We start from the raw sequence: 20,509 nt of genomic DNA, 5'->3' as shown, positions 1-20,509 counted from the left end.
GGGCCGCGGAGCGGTTCCTGGTCTGGTCGTGGGGCCGGTGGCCCGTGGTCATGGATGGGTGTGCTGGACGGAGGACTGCGGAGATGTCCCGGTGGCGGCACCGCGGGTGCCTCGCCCCGTCGGCCTACAGCGAGATCTGCAGCATCGAGGCTCCTGGGAAGACGGCGAACAGGACGGTGACGGGCAGGACCAGGAAGACGACGGGGACCATCATGGTGATCTCGCGCCGACCGCCCTCCTCGATGAGCGACTGGCGGGCCGCCTCCCGAGCGTCCGCGGCCTGGGCGCGCAGCACCTCACCCAGGGGCGTGCCCCGCTGGATGGCCACGACCAGCCCGTCGACGAAGCGGACGATCGGCCCCAGGCCCGTGCGACGGCCCAGCGCCTGCAACGCCTCGGGCAGCGGGGCGCCGGTGCGCGCCTCGGCCAGGCACAGCTCCAGCTCGGAGGCCAGGTCGCCGGAGGAGAGGCGGGTCACCCTCTCCAGGGCCTGCACGGTGCCCTCCCCTGCTGTGACCGACAGGGCCAGGAGTTCGGCCACCGCCGGGAACTCCGCCATGATCCGCCGCTCCCGACTCCTCGCGGACCGGGTCAGGGCCGCGTCGCGCAGGACCACGCCGGCGAGGAAGGCGCAGGCGACGAGCACGGCGAGGGCGACGACGCTCGCGCCGCGGGTCCACCACAGCAGCGAGCCGAGCCCCGCGGCCAGGACGCAGGCACCCAGTCCCCAGAGCACCTGCTGGGTACGGAAGCCCTCCACGTCGGCGGGCAGACCCGCGCGGTGCAGGCGGGTGCGCACGGAGTCCGTCCCGCCGAGCACCTGGTCGAGCAGGTCGGCCGCCCGTCGTGTCAGGGGCTCGACCACGTCGGCCAGGTGCCACGGCCGCGGATCGTCCAGTCGCAGCAGCCGGGACCGCTGCGGCGGACGGTCCAGGTACGGCTCGATCCTGGCGGCCAGGTCGACCCGTCGACTCATCGGCACCCCTGCCCACATGAGCAGGACGCCGGTCCCCAGTCCCAGTCCGAGCAGGGCTCCCCACCAGGTCAGCACCATCACCGCAGCACCCGCTGCTCCTGGGGCAGGCGGCCGATCGTGAGCATCAACCGGTAGGCGAGCACGCTGGCACCGGCACCGAAAGCCAGCACGGCGGCACCGGTGGGTGTCCCGTAGGCCTCCAGCGTGCTCCCGCGCGTGGCCAGCAGGAGCAGCACCGCCCACGGGGCCGCCATGGCCATCCGGGCGGCGTTGACGGTCCACGACTGGCGTGCCTCGAGCTCGGCCCGTGCGCGGGCGTCCTCCCGCAGGAAGGAGGACAGTGCGCGCAGGACCCGCCCCAGGTCCGTGCCGCCCACGTCGCGGGCGAGCCGCAGCGCCTCGACGAGCCGGTCCGCCACCGGGTCGGAGAGGCGCTCCTTGAGCCGGTCGAGCGACTCCGAGAAGCGTCCCGTGGCCCGGTAGTCGTGGCTGAACTCCACGAACTGGGGCCGCAGCTCGGCAGGCCCCCGCTCCCCCAGCTGGATCAGCGCCTCAGGAAGCGACAGTCCGGCCCGGACCGCGGAGTGCACGTGGTCCACCACGTCCGGCCACACCTCCCGCAGCGTGCTCCTGCGGGAACGGGCGCGCCCGCGCACGACCGCGAACGGCGCCCAGGCGGCCATGACCGCGAAGCACAGGCTGACCGACCACACCCCGGTGACGGCATACCCCAGGAGGAGGACGAGCAGGGCGAGCACCCCGGTGAAGGCCAGGAAGGTCCGCGGCCCAAGGCCCCGGACGCCGGCGAGCACGATCTCGTCGCCGAGGCGCTCCACCCTCCCCCGCCGGACCACGGGCACCGGGCCCGTCGCCCGCGGCCAGAACGACCACCAGATGCTGGCCAGGCCGATGCCAAGCAGCAGTCCCCAGAACGCCCCCTCCATCAGGCCCTCCCGAGCAGTGCGCCCAGATCGTGCCCGGCACGGGCGAACCGCTCCGGGTGCGGCGGGAACCCGTCGGCCCGCACGAGGTCCTGGCCCTGGCGTACGAAGATGTCGGCGGTCTCGACCACGTCACCCTCCACCCGGCCGGGCAGGGCCGTGATCTCCCGGACCCGACGGTGTCCGTCCGCGTCCATGCCCAGGTGGACGACGAGGTCCACCGAGGAGGCCACCGTGGGCACGACGAAGCTGGCCGAGACGTTGGACCCCGCCAGCAGCGGCAGGGTGCACATCTTGGTGACGGCCTCCCGGGCGCTGTTGGCGTGGACGGTCGCCATCCCGGGCAGGTCAGCCTCGTTAGGTGCGGATGAGCGGAACGTCTCCGACTCGCAGACCTCCACTCCGACGAGGACCCTTCCCAGCATCGGAGCACACGCCATGAGCAACCCCCGAGCCCTTCTCTACGTCCGCCTCAGCGTATCCAAGGATGACTCAACCTCCCTGGCGGCTCAGGAGAAAGATCTCCGCGCCCGCGCCGCCGCCGAGGGATGGGACGTCGTGGAGGTCGTGAAAGAGAACGGCGTCTCCGGCGCCCACAACGACACCGAGGCCGTTCTCCAGCATCTCCGTGACGGGCGCGCCGACATACTTTGTGTTTGGCGCTTCGACCGCTGGAGCCGCTCGGGCATCCCCGCCCTCGGGGCCCTCGTAACCACCCTCAAGGACACCCCCACCGCACGCTTCGTCAGCATCAAGGACGGCGTGGACTCCGCCACGCCTTTCTGGGAGGTCATCGCCGCCATCCTCGCCACAATCGCCGAGCAAGAGAGGGCGGCCGTGCGCATCCGAGTGTCGCGGTCCATCGCGGAGCGGGTCTCACTTGGCCGCTACACCGGAGGCACCGTCCCCTACTCCTATCGCCCCGCGGCTAACCCGAACGGCCCCGGCCGCGTCCTTGAGGTCGCGGAGGAGGAAGCTGTGATCGTTCAGGAGGCCGCCGCGCGCGTCATCGCCGGTGAGTCCGCCTATGGCGTCGCGCATGACCTCAACGCCCGCGGGGTGCCCACGAGGCGGCATCGAACCTGGACCGTGCAAGCCCTCGCGCGGATCCTGACCTCGGACACCATCATGGGCCGTGTGACCCACCGGGGACTCCTGGTCCGCGACGATGCTGGAGTCCCCGTCACCCCATGGCCCGCGGTCCTGGATCCGGACACCGTCGAGATCCTCCGCGAGGGTCTCGGCTGGGCCCGTCAGCGCCCGGAGACGCAACGCGGCGAACGGCGTCCTCGGTCCCTACGCCTCCTTGCGGGTCTCGTCTCTTGCGCTGCCTGCGGCTCGGCTCTCTACCCTCGTGTAAACGGGGGCGGGAACGTTGCCTATGGGTGCTCTGCGCGGTCCAAGGGCCGATCCTGCCCTGGTGTAGCCGTGACCGCTGAGAACTTGGAAAGGCTAGTTGTGTCCCGCTTTCTCGCCACCTGTGGCGATCTCCAACGCCACGAGCGCCGGGAGTCCACCAGAGCGGACGGCGACCTAGCCGAAGTCCAGCGCGGGATCAAAGCGCTGTACTCGGCCATGGCCGAGGAGGACGCTGACGACGAAGCCCTGGCGGCTCGGGTCCGTGCGCTCAAGGCCCGTCGAGTCATCCTGCGCAGGGAGCAGAAGTCCCCTGTGGTCGAACTCGTGCCCTCAGGTGAGACCTTTGCCGAGACGTGGGAGCGGCTGACGGCGGCGGAGGACCACGTCGCGCGACGCGGACTCCTTGCCGCCAACCTCGCCATCCTCGCCGTCTCCAAGGGGCGACGTGGCGCCCACGGTCTCGACCCTTCCCGCGTCAACCTCGTCTGGCAACCCGCCCATCCCATAGGGGTTCTTGCCGACGCCTCCGCCAGTGAGGATCGCGCGGCCTTCGCAGCGGTCTGAGCGCCCGTCTCCCGGACGCCCGGCCCTCGTCCACCTCCACGGTGGGCGAGGGCTCTCGCGTGGGCCTGCAGGCCCTCCAGCGACTCCGACCTGGAGGCCCGATTGTGATCCTGGTCACAAGAAGGGTCGAAACGGCCGATATGGGCCCGATGTGAGCCAATGACCCGATCGCCTCGCAGACTTCCTAAGTAGACCAAGGCGCACGCCTTAGTCACTCACCTCCTCAAACAAAGTCCGATGCGGATAAGTCATGGACAGGTGAACCGGCCGCGGAGTAGACCGCCCTTTACTCCGCGGCCCCCCAATCATGGCCCCCGTTTGGTCGCTCTCTTTGCCGGAAGCCAGCCAAGCGGCGCGGGCCATACGCTCCATAGCCAAGGTCCTAGGGTCGAGCCTGACAACGGCAATGGAGCACGAACGGCGCAGCATGCTCCCAAGGGTGGCCGCCGCCGCCGTCCACCGAGCCCGGACGGCCGGATGAAGATCCCCTTTAGTGAGGTCTCTCCGGCCGTCCGGCCTCACCCTCGTATCACCCGTCGCCGCGGCAAGGTCCGCGCCGACCCCTTCCGCTTTCACCGATAAAGGCAAGGCCCTTTCATAGGTGAGTGCGCCGCGAGTGCGGTTAATTCACTTACACCAATCTACGAAAGAGAGCCCAACCGTGAGCAATACTATTCTGACCACTGACACCGGCAACATCGCCAAGGTCGCCGCTAGCCTCGTGGGCCTTGACAGTGGCGGCCTCGCCCCGCTCGTCATGCGACACCTGGAGGCCGAGTTTGAGGGTGGCCGCGGCGCCACCATCCGCGTAAAGGTACCCGGCGCCGTTCCGGCCCGTACCCGTAGCGCGGGCGACAAGACCACCGCCATTGTGTCGGACGAGATCTCCGAGCAGGCCATTAGCGTCGCACTGGACGACTTTGTCCACTCCTCGGTCATTCTATCCGAGAAGGATATGTCGCTGGACCTGACCTCCTACGCCACGCAGGTGCTTAGTCCTCAGTGTGCCGCTATCTCCCGCAAGGGTGAGGCCCTCCTCGCCGAGGCTTTCGCTGCGACGCCGCTCAACACTGCGATCACCTACGACCGTGACAAGCCCTACAGGGCCGTCGTCGCCGCCCGCCGCGTACTCCGCGACAACGGCGTGTCCGCGGAGTCTCAGATCGTCGGGGTCGCGGGCACCAACGTCTACGAGGCCCTCCTCGGGGCCGAGGGTGGCTTCGGCTTCGATCCCGGCACAACCAAGGTGCGCGGCATTGAGCTGCGAGAGTCGAACAGGCTTGGCGCCAATGACCTCTTCGTTTTCGTCAAGGAGGCTTTCACCCTCGTCTTCGTTGCGCCGACCATGCCCGAGGGTGCTACCCGCGGGGCCTCGGTGCAGACCGAGAGCGGCGCCGTCCGGGCTCTCCAGGACTACGACTCCTCGGTGGCAGCCGACCGATCCCTCGTGGGCGCCCTGGTCGCCGCACAGGCCATGCCGCTTGCCGTCGTGGACGAGACCGCGGGCACCGTAGCCCTGGTACCCAACGCCGGCGTCGTCCGTATGAGCATCGCCGACGCCGAGCCGGTCGCCTGACCTACCTCGTGAGCCACTAGGGGAGATCTCGCAGACCTCCCCATGAGCGCCGGGACAGACCTACCTCTGTCCCGGCGCTCCCCCCTTTCCCTTCCACACGTTCGTCACTTCTCACCAAAGGAGCCCCCATGTTTTGCGACCGCTTCGATTGCCACAATGAGATCCCCGAAGGCAGCCGCGTTGACCGCGTATTCTGCTCGGACCGATGCCGGTATCTCGTGAACCGGCGTAAGCAGATGGCCGGAATGGCCCTCCTGCACCACGCCTCCGATGCCCTCATGCGTGGCGACGTCCGCGCCTATGACGACTACACCGCGCAGGCCAACGCCATCCTTGGCCCGCCCAAGCCGCTCTCCCCCGCCATGCTGGAGATCATCGCGGAGATCATGGCGGAGTGATGGCCTTTGGCCTCCGGCGACGGCCAAGTAAGGGCGACGCCGGGGCCCATGAGCAATCAACCCTGGAAACCTAAACCCCCCGGTCTTCGGACCGGGTCGGGTGGTAGAGATCTGTGGCGGATCGTGACGTGGAAAGGGTAGGCGCCTTCGGGTACCTACCCTTTCCGCGTTTACACCTCCCTCGAAACTCCCACCTTCCACCCCTTGTCTTTAGGCACCGCCACGCCGAGGACAAGTCCACCTCTACCACCTTGAGAGAAGACACTAGTAATGGACCTCCGTACTTTCGTGCAAACGCACTTCCCCCTAGGTCGCGCCAAGCCCGACCCTGCCAAGTGGTGCGGATACCTCGTGGATTGCCCGGTCTGCAACACTCCCCACGGCCGCAACGTCTGGACCCTCACCCCCGAACACGACGTCCTGACCTATGCGTCCACCGATTGCGCTACGTGCTCCGAGGAGAAGCGCCCCTACGACGAACTCCCCGCTGCCCTCGGTATGACCGAGGACGGACTCAACGCCGCCCTCCGTGAGGTCAGGGCCGAGGGCACCGCCCTGGCCGCAGCACCGGAGGCACCGGCTGCCGACAAGAAGGGCCATACAGCTAATGACGTCGTGGAGTGGGTTCTCTACAACTACCAGATTGGCCGCTCCGACGACGGCCTCCTCTTCGCGGTCCCTACCCGGCCCGGCACCCTCCGCATCGCAAAGGAGATCCGCGCTATCCGCGCCGACGTACTCAAGGCATTCCGCGAGGACCGTAAGGCCGCCACGGGGACCGGAGTGGTCCTCGGCCGTGAGACCTTGAGCAACGCCCTTGACACCGTGGCTGCCTACGCAGAAGAGGCCGACCCCGTCCACGTCGCCATGCGTTCCGCCCAGGTCGGGGACGACCGTGTCGTCCTGGACCTTGGCGACGCCACGGGCCGCGTGGTGGAGATCACCCGAGCAGGCTGGAGCGTCCGCGACCCCGACGAGGGAACGCCCCTCTTCCGCCGTTCCGAGGCCACCAAGCCCCTCCCCGTCCCCGTCAGGGGTGGGGACCTGGCCGTTCTGCGGGATCTCCTCGGGCTGGACGCGGAGGATCGCCGATGGCTCCAGATCCGCGGGTGGCTCGTCGGCTCCCTCTTCTCCGAGGTCCCGCGCCCGTTGCTTTGGGCGACGGGGCCGCAGGGGTCGGGCAAGTCCACGCGGGCCCGCATGGTCCTCTCCCTCGTGGAGCCCGCAGAGGCCCTCGGCAAAGAGCCCGGACGCAATGAGCGCGACGACTCCACGGCGGCCCGGGGCCGCTATCTCGTGTCCTTCGACAACGTCACCTCGGTCTCGCAGAACACCTCCGACTGGATATGCCGCCTCGTGACCGGCGTGACCGATGACCGGCGCACCCTCTACACCGACGATGGTCTCCGGCCCGTCACCTACCGGCGCAGCGGCGTCTCCACCTCCATCGCACTCCCTCCGGGTCTTAAGCCTGACGCCCTGGAGCGGATCTCCCTCGTGGACTTTGACCGCGTCCCCGACACCGAGCGCCGCTCCGAGGCCGAGCTCTGGACCGCCTATCACGCGTCCAAGCCCGCTCTCCTCGGAGCGGTCCTGGACGACGTCGTTACCTCCCTCCGCAATCGCTCCCGTCTCGTCGCCGAGGGCCGATCTTGGCCCCGCATGGCCGATTACGCGCAGGTGGTCGCGGGCGTGGACGAGCGCCTCTATGCGGCGTACGTCGGGGCCGTTGACGAGGTCCTCGCGGACTCCGCGCTGGACGACCCCTTCACCGCGGCCGTCCTCGCCCTCGTCGCCAAGCGCGGCGGGAGGACCAAGGCCAAGCCTGCCGACTTCGTCAGTCCCCTCGCGGCGTCCTACACCGGGGGAGACACCCACGTCTCATGGTGCCCGAGTGACGGCCGCGCCTTCTCCCGAGCCCTCAAGGTGGCCGCGGAGGCACTCCGCCGCGCGGGCGTGACCTACACCACCGGCAAGTCCAACGGTGACCGCTATATCGAGTTGATCGGGCCCGCCGACCCCGCCCACGCGGAGGCGGTTGAGACGTACCTGCCAGAAACCCACCCGGCCCCCGGCCCGAGGGTCTTCTAGGGTCGTTAGATCCTGTGGCAGGGTCGCTTGAGGGTCACACCAACGACCCTCCATTGCCGCAGGTCAGGCGGGTTTGCAGGGACGGCAGGGTCGTAAGGGTCGGTCTTCCGGGCACAGATGCAGTCTTCCCACTCACCGGAAGAAGAAGACATAGGGCAGGGGCGCCCCCACGCCCCTCCCCGGGTGCCCCAAAGCCGCGCCCGCCAATGGTCCCGGAAGACCGACCCTTACGACCCTTAGCCCCGTCTTCCGCAGCCCTAACCCTCACTCTCGGTCCCCCGGGAACGAGGAACTTAAGAGGTCTCCCTCCATTAAACGTCGTGTCAGTCCTCAAAGAACGCTTCATCGATCTGCTTGAGATCGAAGGTCTCGCGAACACCCACCCCCACGTTGTAGCGCACCATGAGTCGGGTGAGTTCCTCCCCGTCCAGGAGGACCAGCCGCATGGCTACCCCCTCAGCAAACGCCCGCGCCCCCGCGCTAAAGCGTCCTGTCGTCACGAATACCCCGCGATTGGTTTGTGCCCCTTGCAGCGCGCCTACGAACGCCTGCAACTCGGGCCTTGGCACGGTGTTGCCCTTGTCGTAGCGTTTGGCCTGCACTCCAACCAGCTCCAGCCCCAGGGCGTCCTGGCGGACGATCCCGTCAAGTCCGGCGTCTCCCGACTTGCCAGTGTGCTCCAGGAGAGACTCCTTCCCGCCGTAACCCATCGCCTTCAGAAGCCGTAGAGCCAACCGCTCCAAGAAGGCGGGAGGCTGCGCCAATATCCGATCCAGGAGATCAGCCGCCAAGAGCTTGTCAGCGGACTGCAGGAGGTTGCCGACCGCCTCACTGGGCGACAACTCATCCGCGGTTGCCGGAGCGACTAGTGGCGATTCAACATCCGTGCTCTTGGGTGTGCGGAACTCTCGGTACTCGTCGAAAGTGTTAAGTACGTTCATGTCGACTCGTTGAGGATGGTTCTGCAGGACCTCGCTACCACGGTCCGTCAGGGCGTAAGTCGCCCTGGCCGGGCGATCCACCAACCCCGCTTTACCCATGTGCGTGAGCGCCCACGCAATACGGTTCGAGTACGTCGTCTGCTTGCCACTAGGCAGGAGTTCTTCTTGATCCTCCTCCGTAACCCCCAACGTCGTCGCGACCTCCCCGCGGATCTGCTGCAGGGTATGCGGATCGCCATTCGACAGTGCATCGAGGATCGGGCGCATCACGGTCTGGAAGTCAGGTACGGCCATGCGACGAACGCTACCCCGCGAGCCTCACCGACGTTTGGTGGGGATCCCCTTGCCGAGCGCCTAGTGGCGGATGGCGAGTCCTCTCCGTTAGTCCCTGCCCCGCCCACACTCCACCTATCGGAAGGCCCCCACCCCATGAGCAAACGCGCCCACGCCTACAAGGGCCGCATCGCCAACGCCGTCGTCACCAAGCGCCGCGTCACCCCAACGTCGGCCACGACGGGTCTCCCGACCATGGGCAGGCCGAAGGTCACGATCCCTGCCCGCGCCGCGCGGCGTCTCGGCCTCCTCACCCCCGCGGGCCGGTAGCCCATGGCGTGGACCGGCCACCGCCGTCGCGACGAACTCCCCCCGGACTGGAAGCAACGGCGCCGCCTCGTGCTCCAGCGTGACCGGCACGCCTGCCAGTGGCGCACCGACGACGAACGCGGACGGTGCGGCGCCCGCGCCAATCAAGTCGACCACGTCGTCCGCAGCCGGGACCACCGACTCACCAATCTCCAAGCCTTGTGTGTGCACCACCACGCGCGCAAGACCGGCACCGAGGGCGGGCAGGCATCGGCAGCACGACGACGCTCAACGTCGCGCGCGGCCGAGCCCCACCCCGGCCTCCGTCCTCCCGGAGGTTGGTGAGATTTCGCCCAGGGGTGGGGGCCAACCCGGCCGATCCAACCCCCACCGTCGACCCGGCATAGCACCTGCCGTCGTGTACGGGTCTGGGCTTCTCGCGCGGCCTGCGTTCATCGAACCTCCTGAAGCACTTCAGGCCACGTCACGCCAATGCGGCGGCTCAGGGAGTGGCCTTCTTCACCCGTTTGGCCTTGCTGGCTGGCTTGGGTCGAATCGCTGTCACTACCCGTCCATGGAGATCGAAACCCGTAGCTTGAGCCGCCTCATCAACCCTTCCTGGAAAGTCGGCTAACCGTTCCTTCTGGGTCGGCGAGTCATAGAATTGCACGGCCAAGTACCACCCGCTCGTGCAACCATCACTCTCCATATAGGACACAAGTTGCTCCTCAAGCCCGTGCCATATGGCATCACTATTCAACTTCTTTATCTCCATGAGGACGCGTATGGATGCGCCGCGCGAGAACGCGAAATCCACCGGCCCTCTACCCAATTCCACTTCACGATCGACGATCACATCATTAGCTTCACAATACGCCTGAACCACACCTCGGTAAAGCAACTGGATAGCCGACTCATGCTTTGGCTTGCGAGAATCGTCATTCCACAACAGGGACCAGCCTCCCTGCGCCTCCACGAAGCGCGCGAACTTCCGATTTACTTCCTCGACGAACTCCATCAAGTCCGAGGTCGACTGCACCGCCATATGGAAGGCGAACTGGTCAGCCACTTCCCTGCCCTGCGCCAACCAATTCAGAAGACCCGCCGGATCGCGATCCACGTCATAAGCGCCTTGCTCCCTGTCCTCGCGAGACTCGACCCAAGACCTGACCAACTGTGGATTCGACCGAGCAATCTCCACGATCCGTGCCTTGTTCAGGTTCTCACTGATGGCCAGGTTCAGATCATCGCGCAACTCAGTGTCAATGTATTCGTACCAGTCGTCAGACCCCAGCACCGGCAATTGACGCACGAATCGCTTCGGCGTCAAGAGAATGCCTCTACCTTCGTAGAAGGGGTTTTCCGGCAGCTCATGCACCGCGTCCACGTAGCGATTCCTTGATGAATCCCATTGGGATCTCGCCACGGGAACGGCCTTCATTGGGATCTCAAAGTCCCTACAGACGCTTTGCGTATATTCTATGAACCGGTTCTTGAGAATGTTGCACGTCAGGTCCGATATGCGATCACGCCCGATGCGGGGGACCAGGACACCCAACTCTTCGAAGTGAGTCAGATCCTCGATACCTGCATTTATCGCGATGGCCATCCCTTCGACGATGGTCCTCGCGAGGCCAAGGCCTCCCCCAGCACCGTCGACACTCTCCGACGAAACCCCCAAGCAGAACTCCCTAGGCTCTGGGAACTTCATCCACTCGACAACGCGTTTGTATTGCAAACTATTTTCGTTGTCTTGATGCCCGGCTAGAAAGTCATAGCTCTTCTGAAAATGCGCCATCAACTCACTGTGCGCGTCTTTCCACTCATCGCTCTCGTCCTGAAAGATTAGGAAAGGGTCAACGAATAGAGCCGTGTCGTCGTTGAGCACGATGTCGACCCATTCCGGGGATTCTGCGTCGATGGCGAACGCTTCCGAAAAATACACCGATTACCTCCTCGTAGCGGCGCGGATTTGACAATCTACCTCAGAGAGCCCGAGAAGTTGTTTTGGATTGCCGCATAGGCCGCCTAGAACGTGCACCGGCCGGCGATGCAGCGTCCGACGCTACGCATGGGTCAGTCGGCGCGAGCATCAAGCGGCCTCAAGTACAGTTGGGAGGCCGCTGTTGAGCGCGATCAGCAGGTCGAGGCTCTCCTCCTGGCGGACCTCACCCACGACGATGCGCCCGGGCCGCATCCGCAGCGCCTCCTTGACCAGGCGTCGCAGAGGCACCTCGCCGGTACCCTCGAGACCGGCCTGGCGGCACTGCATCCCGGCCACGTCCCGCAGGTTGATCTGCAGCTCGAAGACCTCCTCGCAGGTCACCACCCGCTCGTGGGCGGGGATGGCGGCAGCCAGGCAGTTGAGCATCGTGGTCTTGCCGGCCTGGGTCCCGCCCGCCACCAGGATGTTCAGACCGCTGGCCACCGCGGCGGCCAGGAAGTCCGCGGCCGCCTGCGTGAGGCTGCCCAGCCGCACCAGGTCGGACAGGTCGTCCGCGGCCACGACGAACTTGCGGATGTTCACCGCCCAGTGCCGCCGGGTGATGTCGGGGATCACCACGTGCAGGCGGCTCCCGTCCGGCAGCGAGGCGTCGACGAACGGACTGCTGAGGTCGACGCGCCGTCCGGAGCTGCGCAGCATGCGTTCCACCAGGTCCTGGACCTGCTGCTCGGTGAGGAACGTCGGCGTCAGCTCGGGCCGACCGTGCCTGGCCACGAAGACCTTGTGGGGCTCGTTGATCCAGAACGAACCGTAGCCCCCCATCGGTGCAGGTCAGACGGTGGTCACCGCACCGCCGGGCCGCACCTGGGCCGCACCGCCGCTCTCCCGCACCCTGCGGGCCAACGACCCCGCGGCCGCCCTCGTCCGGTCCTCGGCGTCGGGCCACAGGTGCGAGTACGTGTCCAGCGTCGTCGACGGCTTGGAGTGACCCAGCGCCCGCTGCACCGTCACGACGTCGCACCCGGCCGCGATCAGCCCGCTGGCGAAGAAGTGCCGCAGGGCATGCAGGTGCAGCCCCTCGACCCCCGCCGCCCTCGTCGTCCTGCCCCACCAGTTGTTGACCGACGACGGTGGCATCGGCCGCCCCGCGCCGGTGAAGAACAGCCACCCCTGGGAGGAGACCCCGTGATCCTCGACGTGCCGGGCCAACGTCTGCACCAGCTCGTCCGGGATCGGGACGTCGCGCACGCTCTCATACTTCGGCTCACGGACCTCCGGAGGGCCACCAGGACGCGCTTGGACCTGACGACGGACGTGCAGCACCCGCCGCAGGAAGTCGACGTCACCGACCTGGACCGCCGAGATCTCCCCCAGCCGCAGACCGGCGTAGGCCGCCAGCTCCACGTAGGCCTTCATCCGCGGCTCGGACGCCTCGATCACCGCGGCCACGTCCTGCGCCGGCGGGATCTCCACCCTCTTCGTCCGACCGTCCAGCCGCACCGGACGCACGCTGGCCGCCACGTTGGAGGGCACGACGTTGTCCTCCACGGCCGCCTTCAGCACCGAGCGGACCGTCACCAGCCGGTGATTGACCGTCAGCGGCGCGTAACCGTCGGCGATCATCTGCTTCTTCCACGCCTCGACGTGGGCCTTGGTCAGCGACCTCAGCGCGACGTCGCCGAACGGCACCGACCGGCGGATCAGGTCCGCCCCGACCGTCGTCCGCGGCTTCCACACCTGCAGGGCCGCCCACCGGGCCATGTACGCCGAGAAGGTGACCTCCCCCGCCCGTGCGTCGACGTACCGCCCCGTCAGGACGTCGGCCGTGACCTCGTCCAGGCGCCGCTGCGCGTCGACCTTGCGGTCGTAGGACTGGGACCGCTCCCGCCCGTCCTCCTCGATCCAGCGGGCCTTCCAGCGCCTCCCGACCCCGTGGCGCTTGGCCGGCACCTTCTTCCCCGTGGCGCGGTCCTCCCGATACCAGCGGTCCTCGATGAACGCCCGTCCAGCCCTGCGCCCCATGGACTACTCCCCCTTCTTCGACTTCGCCTTGGCCGTCGGCTCCCGGGCCAGGTCCTCCGCACGTCGCTTGTCCTCCGCTGACAGGCCCGTGCCCTCCGCAGACCAGACCATCCGGCCACCACCCTTCGACCCCTCGGAGCGGTCGTCGACGACCTCCGCCTGCCCCGACTCGACCACATGCTTGATGTGCCCCGACACGTCCTCGCCCTGCCCCGACTCCCGTCGCCGGCGCTCCCATCGCTCCGCCCGGATCTGAGCCTCTTGCTGCGCAATTTCCACCCGCACCGACGACATGGCGGCAAGTCGTCTGGCGTCGTCCTTCTGAGCCGCTTCGATCTTGGCCTGGTCCAGAGGAGGCTCGAACACGCCCGCCAACCCAATCTCTACATCGATCGGAATCTGGGTCTGCTCGAGGACGGCGAGGGCCTCTTCTGCCACCGACTCCGAGACCAGGTCCCTCTCTCCACCGAGGGCGGCCTGCAGTTTCTCCCGTGACTGCAGCCAGAAGTCGAAGCCGCGCCTCAAGGCGTCGTAACCCTCACGAGCCTTCATCATGAGCCCGGTGGCCCTGACGTCCCCCACAGCGTGGCCGCTGGGCTTGAAGAGCTCCTGCGGGCTCACCCTGAGCAGCGAAGCGAGCCGCAGCCCCTCAACAAATTTCAGCGATCGGCGGCCCGCCTCAATCTTCGTGATCGTCTGCGGATAGAAGCCTGCATGGTGCCGCGACATGTGTGCGGCGACCTCGGCCTGACTCAACCCCTGCGCCTCACGCAGGGCGCGCACGTTCCGCCCGATCTGCTCATCGGTGTCCATGCAGACCACCCTACCCCCGCAACACACCGATCGGGTACACCCATTGCCCATCAGTCCGGTTCCGTGTCATACTGGTGTCATCACCACCAACCAGAAAGGTACAGACCATGGCGGACGACCAGGCCCGAGCGGCCAGGCGAATCCTGTCCCTCGACGAGGTCAGCTCGATGACCCACGTCCCTAAGAACACCCTTCGGTACTGGCGTTCGAACGCTCCAGAGAAGGGCCCCAACCTCTTCAAACTCTCCGGGCGGTCTTTGGTCGCATGGGAGGACGAGGTCATCGAGTGGATGGAGACCCGTTACCGGCAGACCTCAAGCCACCGAACGGCGGTCTGACATGACCCGCACCACGAAGAACGCCCCGGCACGGTGCTGCAACACCGGCCAGGGCCTGAACCACCCCACCACCAACCAGGAAGTGAGCAAGTCCATGACCATCATCCCAGACGGGACCGACAGCATCAAGACCCCCGAGGCGTGGATGCAGGACCCCGCCACCGACGTGGCCCCCCAGCGCGGCGAGGGGGTCCACCCCGATGACTACGGCGCCTACTACGACCGGTTCATCGACGAGTGGGTCAGCACCCCCTCGGCCGCGCACATTAGCTACGACCAGCTGCGGGTGTCCGTGGGCGCGTTCGTCAACGATCACGGTCCGCGGGAGTCGCTGACCGAGGTCAGCGTCTACGTCGACAGCGTCGCCGAGGTCACCGTCACCGCCATCGACGCCCGGCGCCTGGGTCAAGCCCTCATCACGGCCGCTGACCTGATCGAGGGCCGCCCGGCCGCCACCTTCCCCCTGACCTGGCAGGCCCTCAACGGCGGCACCTACCGGATCACCAACGACGGCGACGTGCAGAGCTACCAGGCCCACGCCGACGAGTGGCGCCGCTGCGCGGACCTCACGCCCCGCTCGGTCGACGACGCTGCCGAGCACTACCAGGCGATCGCCGCCGCCATGCAGGCGCTCGGGCACGACGGGGAGGTCGGCTGATGACCCCCGCCGAGGCCGCCCGCACGATCCGGGATCTCTTCGCCCGGCACGGGATCAGCGACCGGGACCAAGCCAAGCGTCTGGTGCGGGAGCGGTTCACCCAGGACGAGCTGGACGCGTACAAGGAGGCGCTGGAGGTCCTTGACGGCATGGGAGTGATCGGGTGACGCGCCACGGGTACCTGGTCATCCCCACGAACGCCGGCCACCAGCTGCCGAACCGCACCAGGGCCGGCAAGGGCCCGGGCGGCCTGCGCTTCCACGCCCTCGGCTGCATTGTCGACGGTGGGTCAGGCCTCCCGCCCGGCGTCTGCGACAAGTGCACCGACGACATCAGCAGCCGCTACGTCAGCACCCTCATGCGCGTCGACAGGAAGGCGAGGTCCGTCTGATGGAGCCCCAGGAGATCCCCACCTTCGACCCCGACCAGGTCCTCGACAACGCCGACACATGGTGGCGCGACTGCGCCGAACGCGCCCTCCTGTGGTGGGCGCGTAGCGGCGCCGAGTTCGAGGCCTACGACCTGGTCGGGATCGGCGTGCCCGAGCCTGACAAGCCCCACCGGTGGGGTCCCCTGTTCCTCAACGCCAGCGCCAGGGGCCTGATCGAGCCGGTCCGCTACCAGCCCTCGGCACGGCCGACCCGTCACGGTGGGGTCTGCCGGATCTGGCGTGGCACCCAAGCCGTCCGGGAGGCCGCATGACCGCGGCCACCCAACCCCTGTGGGAGGACGAGGACCCTGAGGACGAGGTCACGCTCCCGTACGGCCTGGTGGCCGTCGTGGAGCGCGACGAGGCCGCCCGTGCCCTGCGATGGGCACGAGCACGCCCCGACCGCTGGAAGACCGTCGTGGCCGCCAGGACGAGCCGCACGGACGCCGCCCTCGCCCGGGCCGCCCTGAAGGTCTACCGGGCAGACACCCGCCAGCGGGAGAAGTACGTCGCGGCGCTGAAGGCACGAGGGAGGGCCGGCAACCGATGACCGAGACGACGGGACTGTGGTGGCGGCACAACTGGATGAACGCCGTCTACTCGAGCGACCTGAAGCCGCTGGAGCGCTTCGTCGCCTCCATCTTCGCCGACCACGCACGAGACCAGCGGCTCGTGTGGGTCACGATGTGCCGGCTGATGGAGCGCACCGGCCTCTCCCGAGACGCCGCCAACCGTGCCCTGAAGGGCCTGCGTGACAGCGGGTGGCTCGTCGTCGTGGAGAAGGGTCGCCAGCACAAGCCGACGACCTACGCCATGGTCATCCCCGGTGGCTCCAGGGGGTCGGGCGAGCGACCCCCTGAGCAGCCCAGCAGTACGGGAGACGGACCCCTGAGCAGTACGGGAGACGGACCCCTGGCCCAGTCCAGCAGTACGCCTCACGACGCCAGCAGTACGTCTCCCGTCATCCAGCAGTACGGGAGACGTACTCAATCAAAGGTTCATATCAAAGATCCAAACTCATCTTCTTCGCCCGCACGACGTCACGCAGCTCACCTCCTCGCCTGGGACGAGGAGGATGAGCGATTGGACCTGATCGACGACTTCCTCAAGGCCCACAACGTCAAGTCCGCCCAGGCATGGATGACCAGGTGCCACGAACGTGGCGACCTGGAGCGCAACTTCCTGGCCTTCGTACAGGACGCCAACGACCCCTGGGGGGTCTCCAGCGCAGCGACGGACGACACCTGGATGACCCGCAAGGGCCCCGACGCCCAGACCATGCTGGAACGCCTCTACGACGAGTTCGTCGACCAGGAGGCCGCCGACCACCAGATCGCCTATGAGGGCGAGGCCATGTACGGCAACCCCCGACCCCTCGAAGAGCTGCTCCAGGACCGCACCGTCCTACGCAGCGTCCTCTCCAGCATCCAGAACGACCGCGCCTGGGGAGTGATCGGCATCCCCGGCCTACGCCCCGCCGAAGCCAAGGAGGCATCATGAGCCGTCGTCGCTCCATGGACCGGATCCTCGACCCCGGCCCCACCACCGAGCTGACCGCCGAGCAGGCGATCGACTTCTTCACCGACGCCGGCATCCCCATGTGGTTCGCCACCCGCATGCCCGAACCGTGGGACCGCTACCTGTGGCACCAATGGCCCCACGCCTGGGCCGAATACACCATGCACACCGCCGAGACCGTCTGGCGCAACACCGGCGCCCGCCTCTACGACACCCACCGAGACCACGACCTGCGCGACGACCTGCGCGACTGGCTCCTCGTCAAGGCCGTCGAGGCCGGCACCGAGTTCACCCCCGACCCCTGGCACCCCGCCCCCGAGCGCCAGTACGCAGCATGGCTCTACGGGTCGCTCAAGCACCGCGCCCGCAACCACTTCTCCGACGTCGTCGGCTACGCCCCACGCTCACCCAAGGCCGCCGCCGGCATCGAGGCACGCAAGAAGTACGGCCCCTCCCTGGAAGCCCAGCAGGAAGCCCTGGACGGCCCCGGCAAGGGCGTCGTCTACACCCACGGGCCCATGTGGACCCGAGCCTTCGAGGATGACGACCCCGCCTCCGTCATCATCAAGCTCGAGGACCTGCAGGCCCAGGCCGACGACATCGACCGGCAAGGCCTCGGCGCCACGTTCTACACCAGCGCCGGTGACTACTGCCTCGTCAACCTCTGCACCAAGCCACCCGTCGGCCGAGGCCTGTGCCGCAACCACTACAACTTCGAGCGCAACCGAGCCGTCGACCGCGGCGACTGGCAGACCTACACCCCGCCGGCCACCTGCGAGGAGGACGGCTGCACCGAGGGCCACTACTCCCGCGGCAAGTGCCGCCTGCACTACGAACGCCACAAGGCCAAGGTGGCGCCCTGCAGCGTCGGGGACTGCACCAACGGCAGCCACGCCAAGGGCATGTGCATGGCCCACTACATGGCCGACAAGCGTGCCCGCACGCCCACCCCGTGCAGCCTCGACGGCTGCGACCGACCCGTCCGGGGCCGAGGCCTGTGCGGCTCCCACTACGAAGAGGTCCGCCTGTCCGAGGCACCCCCCTGCAGCGTCGAGGACTGCACCGCCCCGGCCAAGTCCAAGGGCATGTGCGGGGTCCACTACAACAGGGCCCGCCGCCAGGACGCCCCACCCTGCGAGGCCCCCGGCTGCACCCAGCCCCGCCGCAAGAGGGGGGGCACCCTGTGCCAGGACCACCACAAGGAGGCCCTGCCCCCCAAGGTGTGCGAGGTCCCCGACTGCGAGGACACCGTCCGGGCCAAGGGCCTGTGCCCCGCGCACTACCGGGCCGAGCGACGAGGAGACCTGCAGCGGTGAGCCGCTACTCCAGCAGCGGCACCGACTGGGAACGGACCCGCGCCCGCGTCCTGGCCCGTGACGCTCACACCTGCGCGTACTGCGGACGAGAAGCCACGACCGTCGACCACATCGTCGCCAAGAAGAACGGCGGCACCGACGACGAAGCAAACCTCGTCAGCGCCTGCAACCGCTGCAACGCGTCCAAGGGTGCCCGGGTCATGGCCCGCACCGCCTGGTACGACCCCGAATGGATCCGACGTGTCTGACCGACGAGCCGACCCGATCCCGTTTCTAGCGCTGCCCCTCCCTGACCCCGCCTCCCCTTTGATTCCCACCGACGAGGCCCAAATATCCGGCGAGGAGCCACGATGAGCCGCAAGAAGACCCCGGTGACGTTCAGCGCCGCCGTGCAGGAGTTCGAGGACGCCTCGCCATGGCTGGGACCCCAGCACGCCCCGGCCGTGGTGTCCCTGCGGGCGATGGCCGTGCAGCTGGACGCCGGCGACATGGCCCCTGCGCTCCTGGGTCAGTTCGGCCTGGCGTTCCGGTCCCTGTCCAAGGAGCGTCCCGTCGAGTCTGGCGTCGACCCGCTGACCGTGGCGCTGCAGGAGGCCCGGGCCTCGTGATCCCCGCCTGGCCCCCGGCGCGTTGGTCGCCCCCGCTGACCGAGGACTTCCCGTCCGTCTTCGGCCGCTACCGCGCCGTCTTCCGGATCGCCTGGCAGACCGCCCGCGGCTACCAGCTGGACGAGTGGCAGGAGCACCTGCTCGAGGCGATCACCGAGATCAACCCCGCGACGGGTCGCCTGCGCCGCCGGCAGGTCCTCGTCTCCATGGCCCGCCAGTCCGGCAAGACCGAGATCGCCGCCGCCCTGGGCCTGCTGTTCCTCCTGTGGAAGACGTCGCCCTATGTCGTGGGTATCGCCTCCAGCGCCGAGCAGGCCCGCCTGGTCTACGACCGGACCATGCGCGTCATCTCGGCCAACGCCGGCCTGGCCGTGGCCTTCGAGGCTCTGACGGACACCCGCGGCATCCGGGCCAAGGACGGTGGCCGGTACGAGATCAAGGCGTCGAAGTCGGCCGCGCTGCAGGGTCTGCCGATCGACCTGGGCCTGGTCGACGAGGTCCACCTGCTGCGGATGGCCCTGTGGTCCGACCTGGTCTCCGGCACCGGTGGCCGCCCGGACTGTCTCGTCGTCGGGATCACCACGGCCGGCGACGACGGCTCCGACCTGCTGAAGCACCTTTACAAGCTGGCCGAGACCGGTGAGGCCGGGGACACCTTCGCCCATTTCATATGGGAGGCACCCGAGTCGACCGTGCCCGACGACGACGCCACCCTCGCCCGCTACCTGCAGGCCGCCGGTCCTGCCCTGGCCGCCGAGCGGGTCGACCTGGAGACCGTCCTGTCCGACGTGCGCTCCATGCCGCCGGCCGACGTGGTGCGCTACCGGCTCAACCGCTTCGTGAGCTCGTCGGGCGTCTTCATCGGGGCCGGTGAGTGGGTCGCCGCGGCCTGGGCCGAGGACCAAGCCTTCCCGCGCGACCTGCGCCCCGTCTTCGGGATCGACCGCACGCCCGAGTGGGGCTTCGCCTCGATCAGCGCCGCGGTCCGGGTCGGGGACACCGTCTGGACCCAGCTCGTCGCCTCCATCCCGCAGCCCACCATCGAGCGTCTGGCAGCGGTCTGCACCGACCTGGCCCGGTGGTCGCCCGTCACCTACGCCATGGACTCCTACCAGTTGCGCGACCTGGGCCTTGAGCTGAAGCGCCGCGGTCTGCCCGCACGGATCTGCTCCCAGGGCGACATGGTGAACGCCAGCGGCCTGCTGCACTCCAAGCTGGCCCACGGCCGCCTGAAGCACCGTGGAGACCCCCTGCTGTCCGTCCAGGTGCCTCGCACGGTCCGCAAGAACGTCGGGGACGCCTACCGGATCAGCCGCAAGGACTCCTCGGTCGAGATCGACGCGGTCGTCGCCACCGCCCTGGCCGTCCTGGCCGCCGAGGTCGAGACGGACACCCCGCCGACGGTCTACTGAGAATGAGAATCATTATGATAG

At 68.0% G+C, this 20,509-nt stretch carries 22 protein-coding genes and 1 pseudogene; 15 read left to right on the top strand and 8 right to left on the bottom strand.

Annotation, left to right across the window (positions count from 1 at the left end; all coding sequences use genetic code 11):
• Window positions 1-124 precede the first annotated feature (124 nt).
• Genes ACWHYA_RS10025 through ACWHYA_RS10015 form a run of 3 tightly spaced genes read right to left on the bottom strand, consistent with a single transcriptional unit; the run spans window position 125 to window position 2,255 of the window.
• On the bottom strand, window positions 125-1,054 hold the full coding sequence (locus ACWHYA_RS10025) for a type II secretion system F family protein (protein WP_425941828.1): 930 nt from the start codon (window positions 1,052-1,054) through the stop codon (window positions 125-127).
• Complete coding sequence (locus ACWHYA_RS10020; RefSeq protein WP_425941425.1) at window positions 1,054-1,920, bottom strand: type II secretion system F family protein; 867 nt, start codon at window positions 1,918-1,920, stop codon at window positions 1,054-1,056. The genes ACWHYA_RS10025 and ACWHYA_RS10020 overlap by 1 nt, the downstream gene beginning before the upstream one ends.
• On the bottom strand, window positions 1,920-2,255 hold the full coding sequence (locus ACWHYA_RS10015; protein WP_425941427.1) for a hypothetical protein: 336 nt from the start codon (window positions 2,253-2,255) through the stop codon (window positions 1,920-1,922). Before ACWHYA_RS10015 ends, ACWHYA_RS10020 begins: the two co-directional genes overlap by 1 nt.
• A 100-nt stretch (window positions 2,256-2,355) precedes the next feature.
• Here ACWHYA_RS10015 and ACWHYA_RS10010 point away from each other — a divergent pair, with 100 nt between their 5' ends.
• The 4 genes from ACWHYA_RS10010 to ACWHYA_RS09995 all read left to right on the top strand — a co-directional run bounded on the left by ACWHYA_RS10010 (window position 2,356) and on the right by ACWHYA_RS09995 (window position 7,905).
• On the top strand, window positions 2,356-3,840 hold the full coding sequence (locus ACWHYA_RS10010; protein ID WP_425941428.1) for a recombinase family protein: 1,485 nt from the start codon (window positions 2,356-2,358) through the stop codon (window positions 3,838-3,840).
• 661 nt (window positions 3,841-4,501) lie between these two features.
• Window positions 4,502-5,416, top strand: a complete 915-nt coding sequence (locus ACWHYA_RS10005; RefSeq protein ID WP_425941430.1) for a hypothetical protein — start codon at window positions 4,502-4,504, stop codon at window positions 5,414-5,416.
• Window positions 5,417-5,544: 128 nt separating this feature from the next.
• A complete protein-coding gene (locus tag ACWHYA_RS10000) occupies window positions 5,545-5,814 on the top strand; it encodes a hypothetical protein (protein WP_425941432.1) in 270 nt (89 codons plus the stop codon).
• A gap of 288 nt (window positions 5,815-6,102) precedes the next feature.
• On the top strand, window positions 6,103-7,905 hold the full coding sequence (locus tag ACWHYA_RS09995) for a hypothetical protein (protein WP_425941434.1): 1,803 nt from the start codon (window positions 6,103-6,105) through the stop codon (window positions 7,903-7,905).
• A gap of 323 nt (window positions 7,906-8,228) precedes the next feature.
• Here ACWHYA_RS09995 and ACWHYA_RS09990 read toward each other — a convergent pair whose 3' ends face one another.
• Entirely contained in the window at window positions 8,229-9,140 is a 912-nt protein-coding gene (locus tag ACWHYA_RS09990; RefSeq protein ID WP_425941435.1) for a restriction endonuclease, read from the bottom strand.
• Between the two features lie 135 nt (window positions 9,141-9,275).
• On the opposite strand from ACWHYA_RS09990, the gene ACWHYA_RS09985 reads away from it, so the two are divergent.
• Window positions 9,276-9,449: a hypothetical protein gene (locus tag ACWHYA_RS09985; RefSeq protein WP_425941437.1), complete on the top strand. Its 174-nt coding sequence runs from the start codon at window positions 9,276-9,278 to the stop codon at window positions 9,447-9,449.
• Window positions 9,450-9,930: 481 nt separating this feature from the next.
• Here the strand turns inward: ACWHYA_RS09985 and ACWHYA_RS09980 are convergent, their stop codons facing one another.
• The 4 genes and pseudogenes from ACWHYA_RS09980 to ACWHYA_RS09965 all read right to left on the bottom strand — a co-directional run bounded on the left by ACWHYA_RS09980 (window position 9,931) and on the right by ACWHYA_RS09965 (window position 14,208).
• The gene (locus ACWHYA_RS09980) at window positions 9,931-11,373 is read right to left on the bottom strand and encodes a hypothetical protein (RefSeq protein WP_425941439.1); all 1,443 of its coding nucleotides are present in this window, start codon (window positions 11,371-11,373) and stop codon (window positions 9,931-9,933) included.
• A 168-nt stretch (window positions 11,374-11,541) separates the two neighbouring features.
• Window positions 11,542-12,174, bottom strand: a pseudogene (locus ACWHYA_RS09975) (CpaF family protein); the annotation flags it as partial.
• Between the two features lie 30 nt (window positions 12,175-12,204).
• Window positions 12,205-13,395: a tyrosine-type recombinase/integrase gene (locus ACWHYA_RS09970; RefSeq protein ID WP_425941441.1), complete on the bottom strand. Its 1,191-nt coding sequence runs from the start codon at window positions 13,393-13,395 to the stop codon at window positions 12,205-12,207.
• Between the two features lie 3 nt (window positions 13,396-13,398).
• A complete protein-coding gene (locus ACWHYA_RS09965; RefSeq protein WP_425941442.1) occupies window positions 13,399-14,208 on the bottom strand; it encodes a helix-turn-helix transcriptional regulator in 810 nt (269 codons plus the stop codon).
• Between the two features lie 339 nt (window positions 14,209-14,547).
• Between ACWHYA_RS09965 and ACWHYA_RS09960 the strand changes: the two genes are divergently transcribed.
• The 10 genes from ACWHYA_RS09960 to ACWHYA_RS09915 all read left to right on the top strand — a co-directional run bounded on the left by ACWHYA_RS09960 (window position 14,548) and on the right by ACWHYA_RS09915 (window position 20,488).
• Entirely contained in the window at window positions 14,548-15,204 is a 657-nt protein-coding gene (locus tag ACWHYA_RS09960; RefSeq protein ID WP_425941444.1) for a hypothetical protein, read from the top strand.
• A complete protein-coding gene (locus ACWHYA_RS09955; RefSeq protein ID WP_425941445.1) occupies window positions 15,204-15,371 on the top strand; it encodes a hypothetical protein in 168 nt (55 codons plus the stop codon). Before ACWHYA_RS09960 ends, ACWHYA_RS09955 begins: the two co-directional genes overlap by 1 nt.
• A complete protein-coding gene (locus ACWHYA_RS09950) occupies window positions 15,368-15,595 on the top strand; it encodes a hypothetical protein (protein ID WP_425941447.1) in 228 nt (75 codons plus the stop codon). Before ACWHYA_RS09955 ends, ACWHYA_RS09950 begins: the two co-directional genes overlap by 4 nt.
• On the top strand, window positions 15,595-15,906 hold the full coding sequence (locus tag ACWHYA_RS09945; protein ID WP_425941448.1) for a hypothetical protein: 312 nt from the start codon (window positions 15,595-15,597) through the stop codon (window positions 15,904-15,906). Before ACWHYA_RS09950 ends, ACWHYA_RS09945 begins: the two co-directional genes overlap by 1 nt.
• Window positions 15,903-16,184 carry a hypothetical protein gene (locus tag ACWHYA_RS09940; protein ID WP_425941450.1) on the top strand — a complete coding sequence of 94 codons (282 nt, stop codon included), beginning with the start codon at window positions 15,903-15,905 and terminating at the stop codon, window positions 16,182-16,184. Before ACWHYA_RS09945 ends, ACWHYA_RS09940 begins: the two co-directional genes overlap by 4 nt.
• Window positions 16,181-17,134, top strand: coding sequence for a helix-turn-helix domain-containing protein (locus ACWHYA_RS09935; RefSeq protein ID WP_425941451.1), 954 nt, complete (start codon window positions 16,181-16,183; stop codon window positions 17,132-17,134). The genes ACWHYA_RS09940 and ACWHYA_RS09935 overlap by 4 nt, the downstream gene beginning before the upstream one ends.
• Window positions 17,131-18,468 (top strand): hypothetical protein, encoded by a 1,338-nt coding sequence (locus tag ACWHYA_RS09930; protein ID WP_425941452.1) that lies wholly within the window; start codon window positions 17,131-17,133, stop codon window positions 18,466-18,468. Before ACWHYA_RS09935 ends, ACWHYA_RS09930 begins: the two co-directional genes overlap by 4 nt.
• Window positions 18,465-18,716 carry an HNH endonuclease gene (locus ACWHYA_RS09925; protein ID WP_425941454.1) on the top strand — a complete coding sequence of 84 codons (252 nt, stop codon included), beginning with the start codon at window positions 18,465-18,467 and terminating at the stop codon, window positions 18,714-18,716. The genes ACWHYA_RS09930 and ACWHYA_RS09925 overlap by 4 nt, the downstream gene beginning before the upstream one ends.
• 102 nt (window positions 18,717-18,818) lie before the next feature.
• Window positions 18,819-19,076: a hypothetical protein gene (locus ACWHYA_RS09920; RefSeq protein WP_425941456.1), complete on the top strand. Its 258-nt coding sequence runs from the start codon at window positions 18,819-18,821 to the stop codon at window positions 19,074-19,076.
• Window positions 19,073-20,488 (top strand): hypothetical protein, encoded by a 1,416-nt coding sequence (locus tag ACWHYA_RS09915; RefSeq protein WP_425941458.1) that lies wholly within the window; start codon window positions 19,073-19,075, stop codon window positions 20,486-20,488. Before ACWHYA_RS09920 ends, ACWHYA_RS09915 begins: the two co-directional genes overlap by 4 nt.
• Window positions 20,489-20,509 lie beyond the last annotated feature (21 nt).

The sequence above is a fragment of the Ornithinimicrobium carbonis genome (assembly GCF_977012275.1).
The sequence above is the reverse complement of the archived record's forward strand: the minus strand, read 5'-3'. Positions and strand labels throughout refer to the sequence as shown.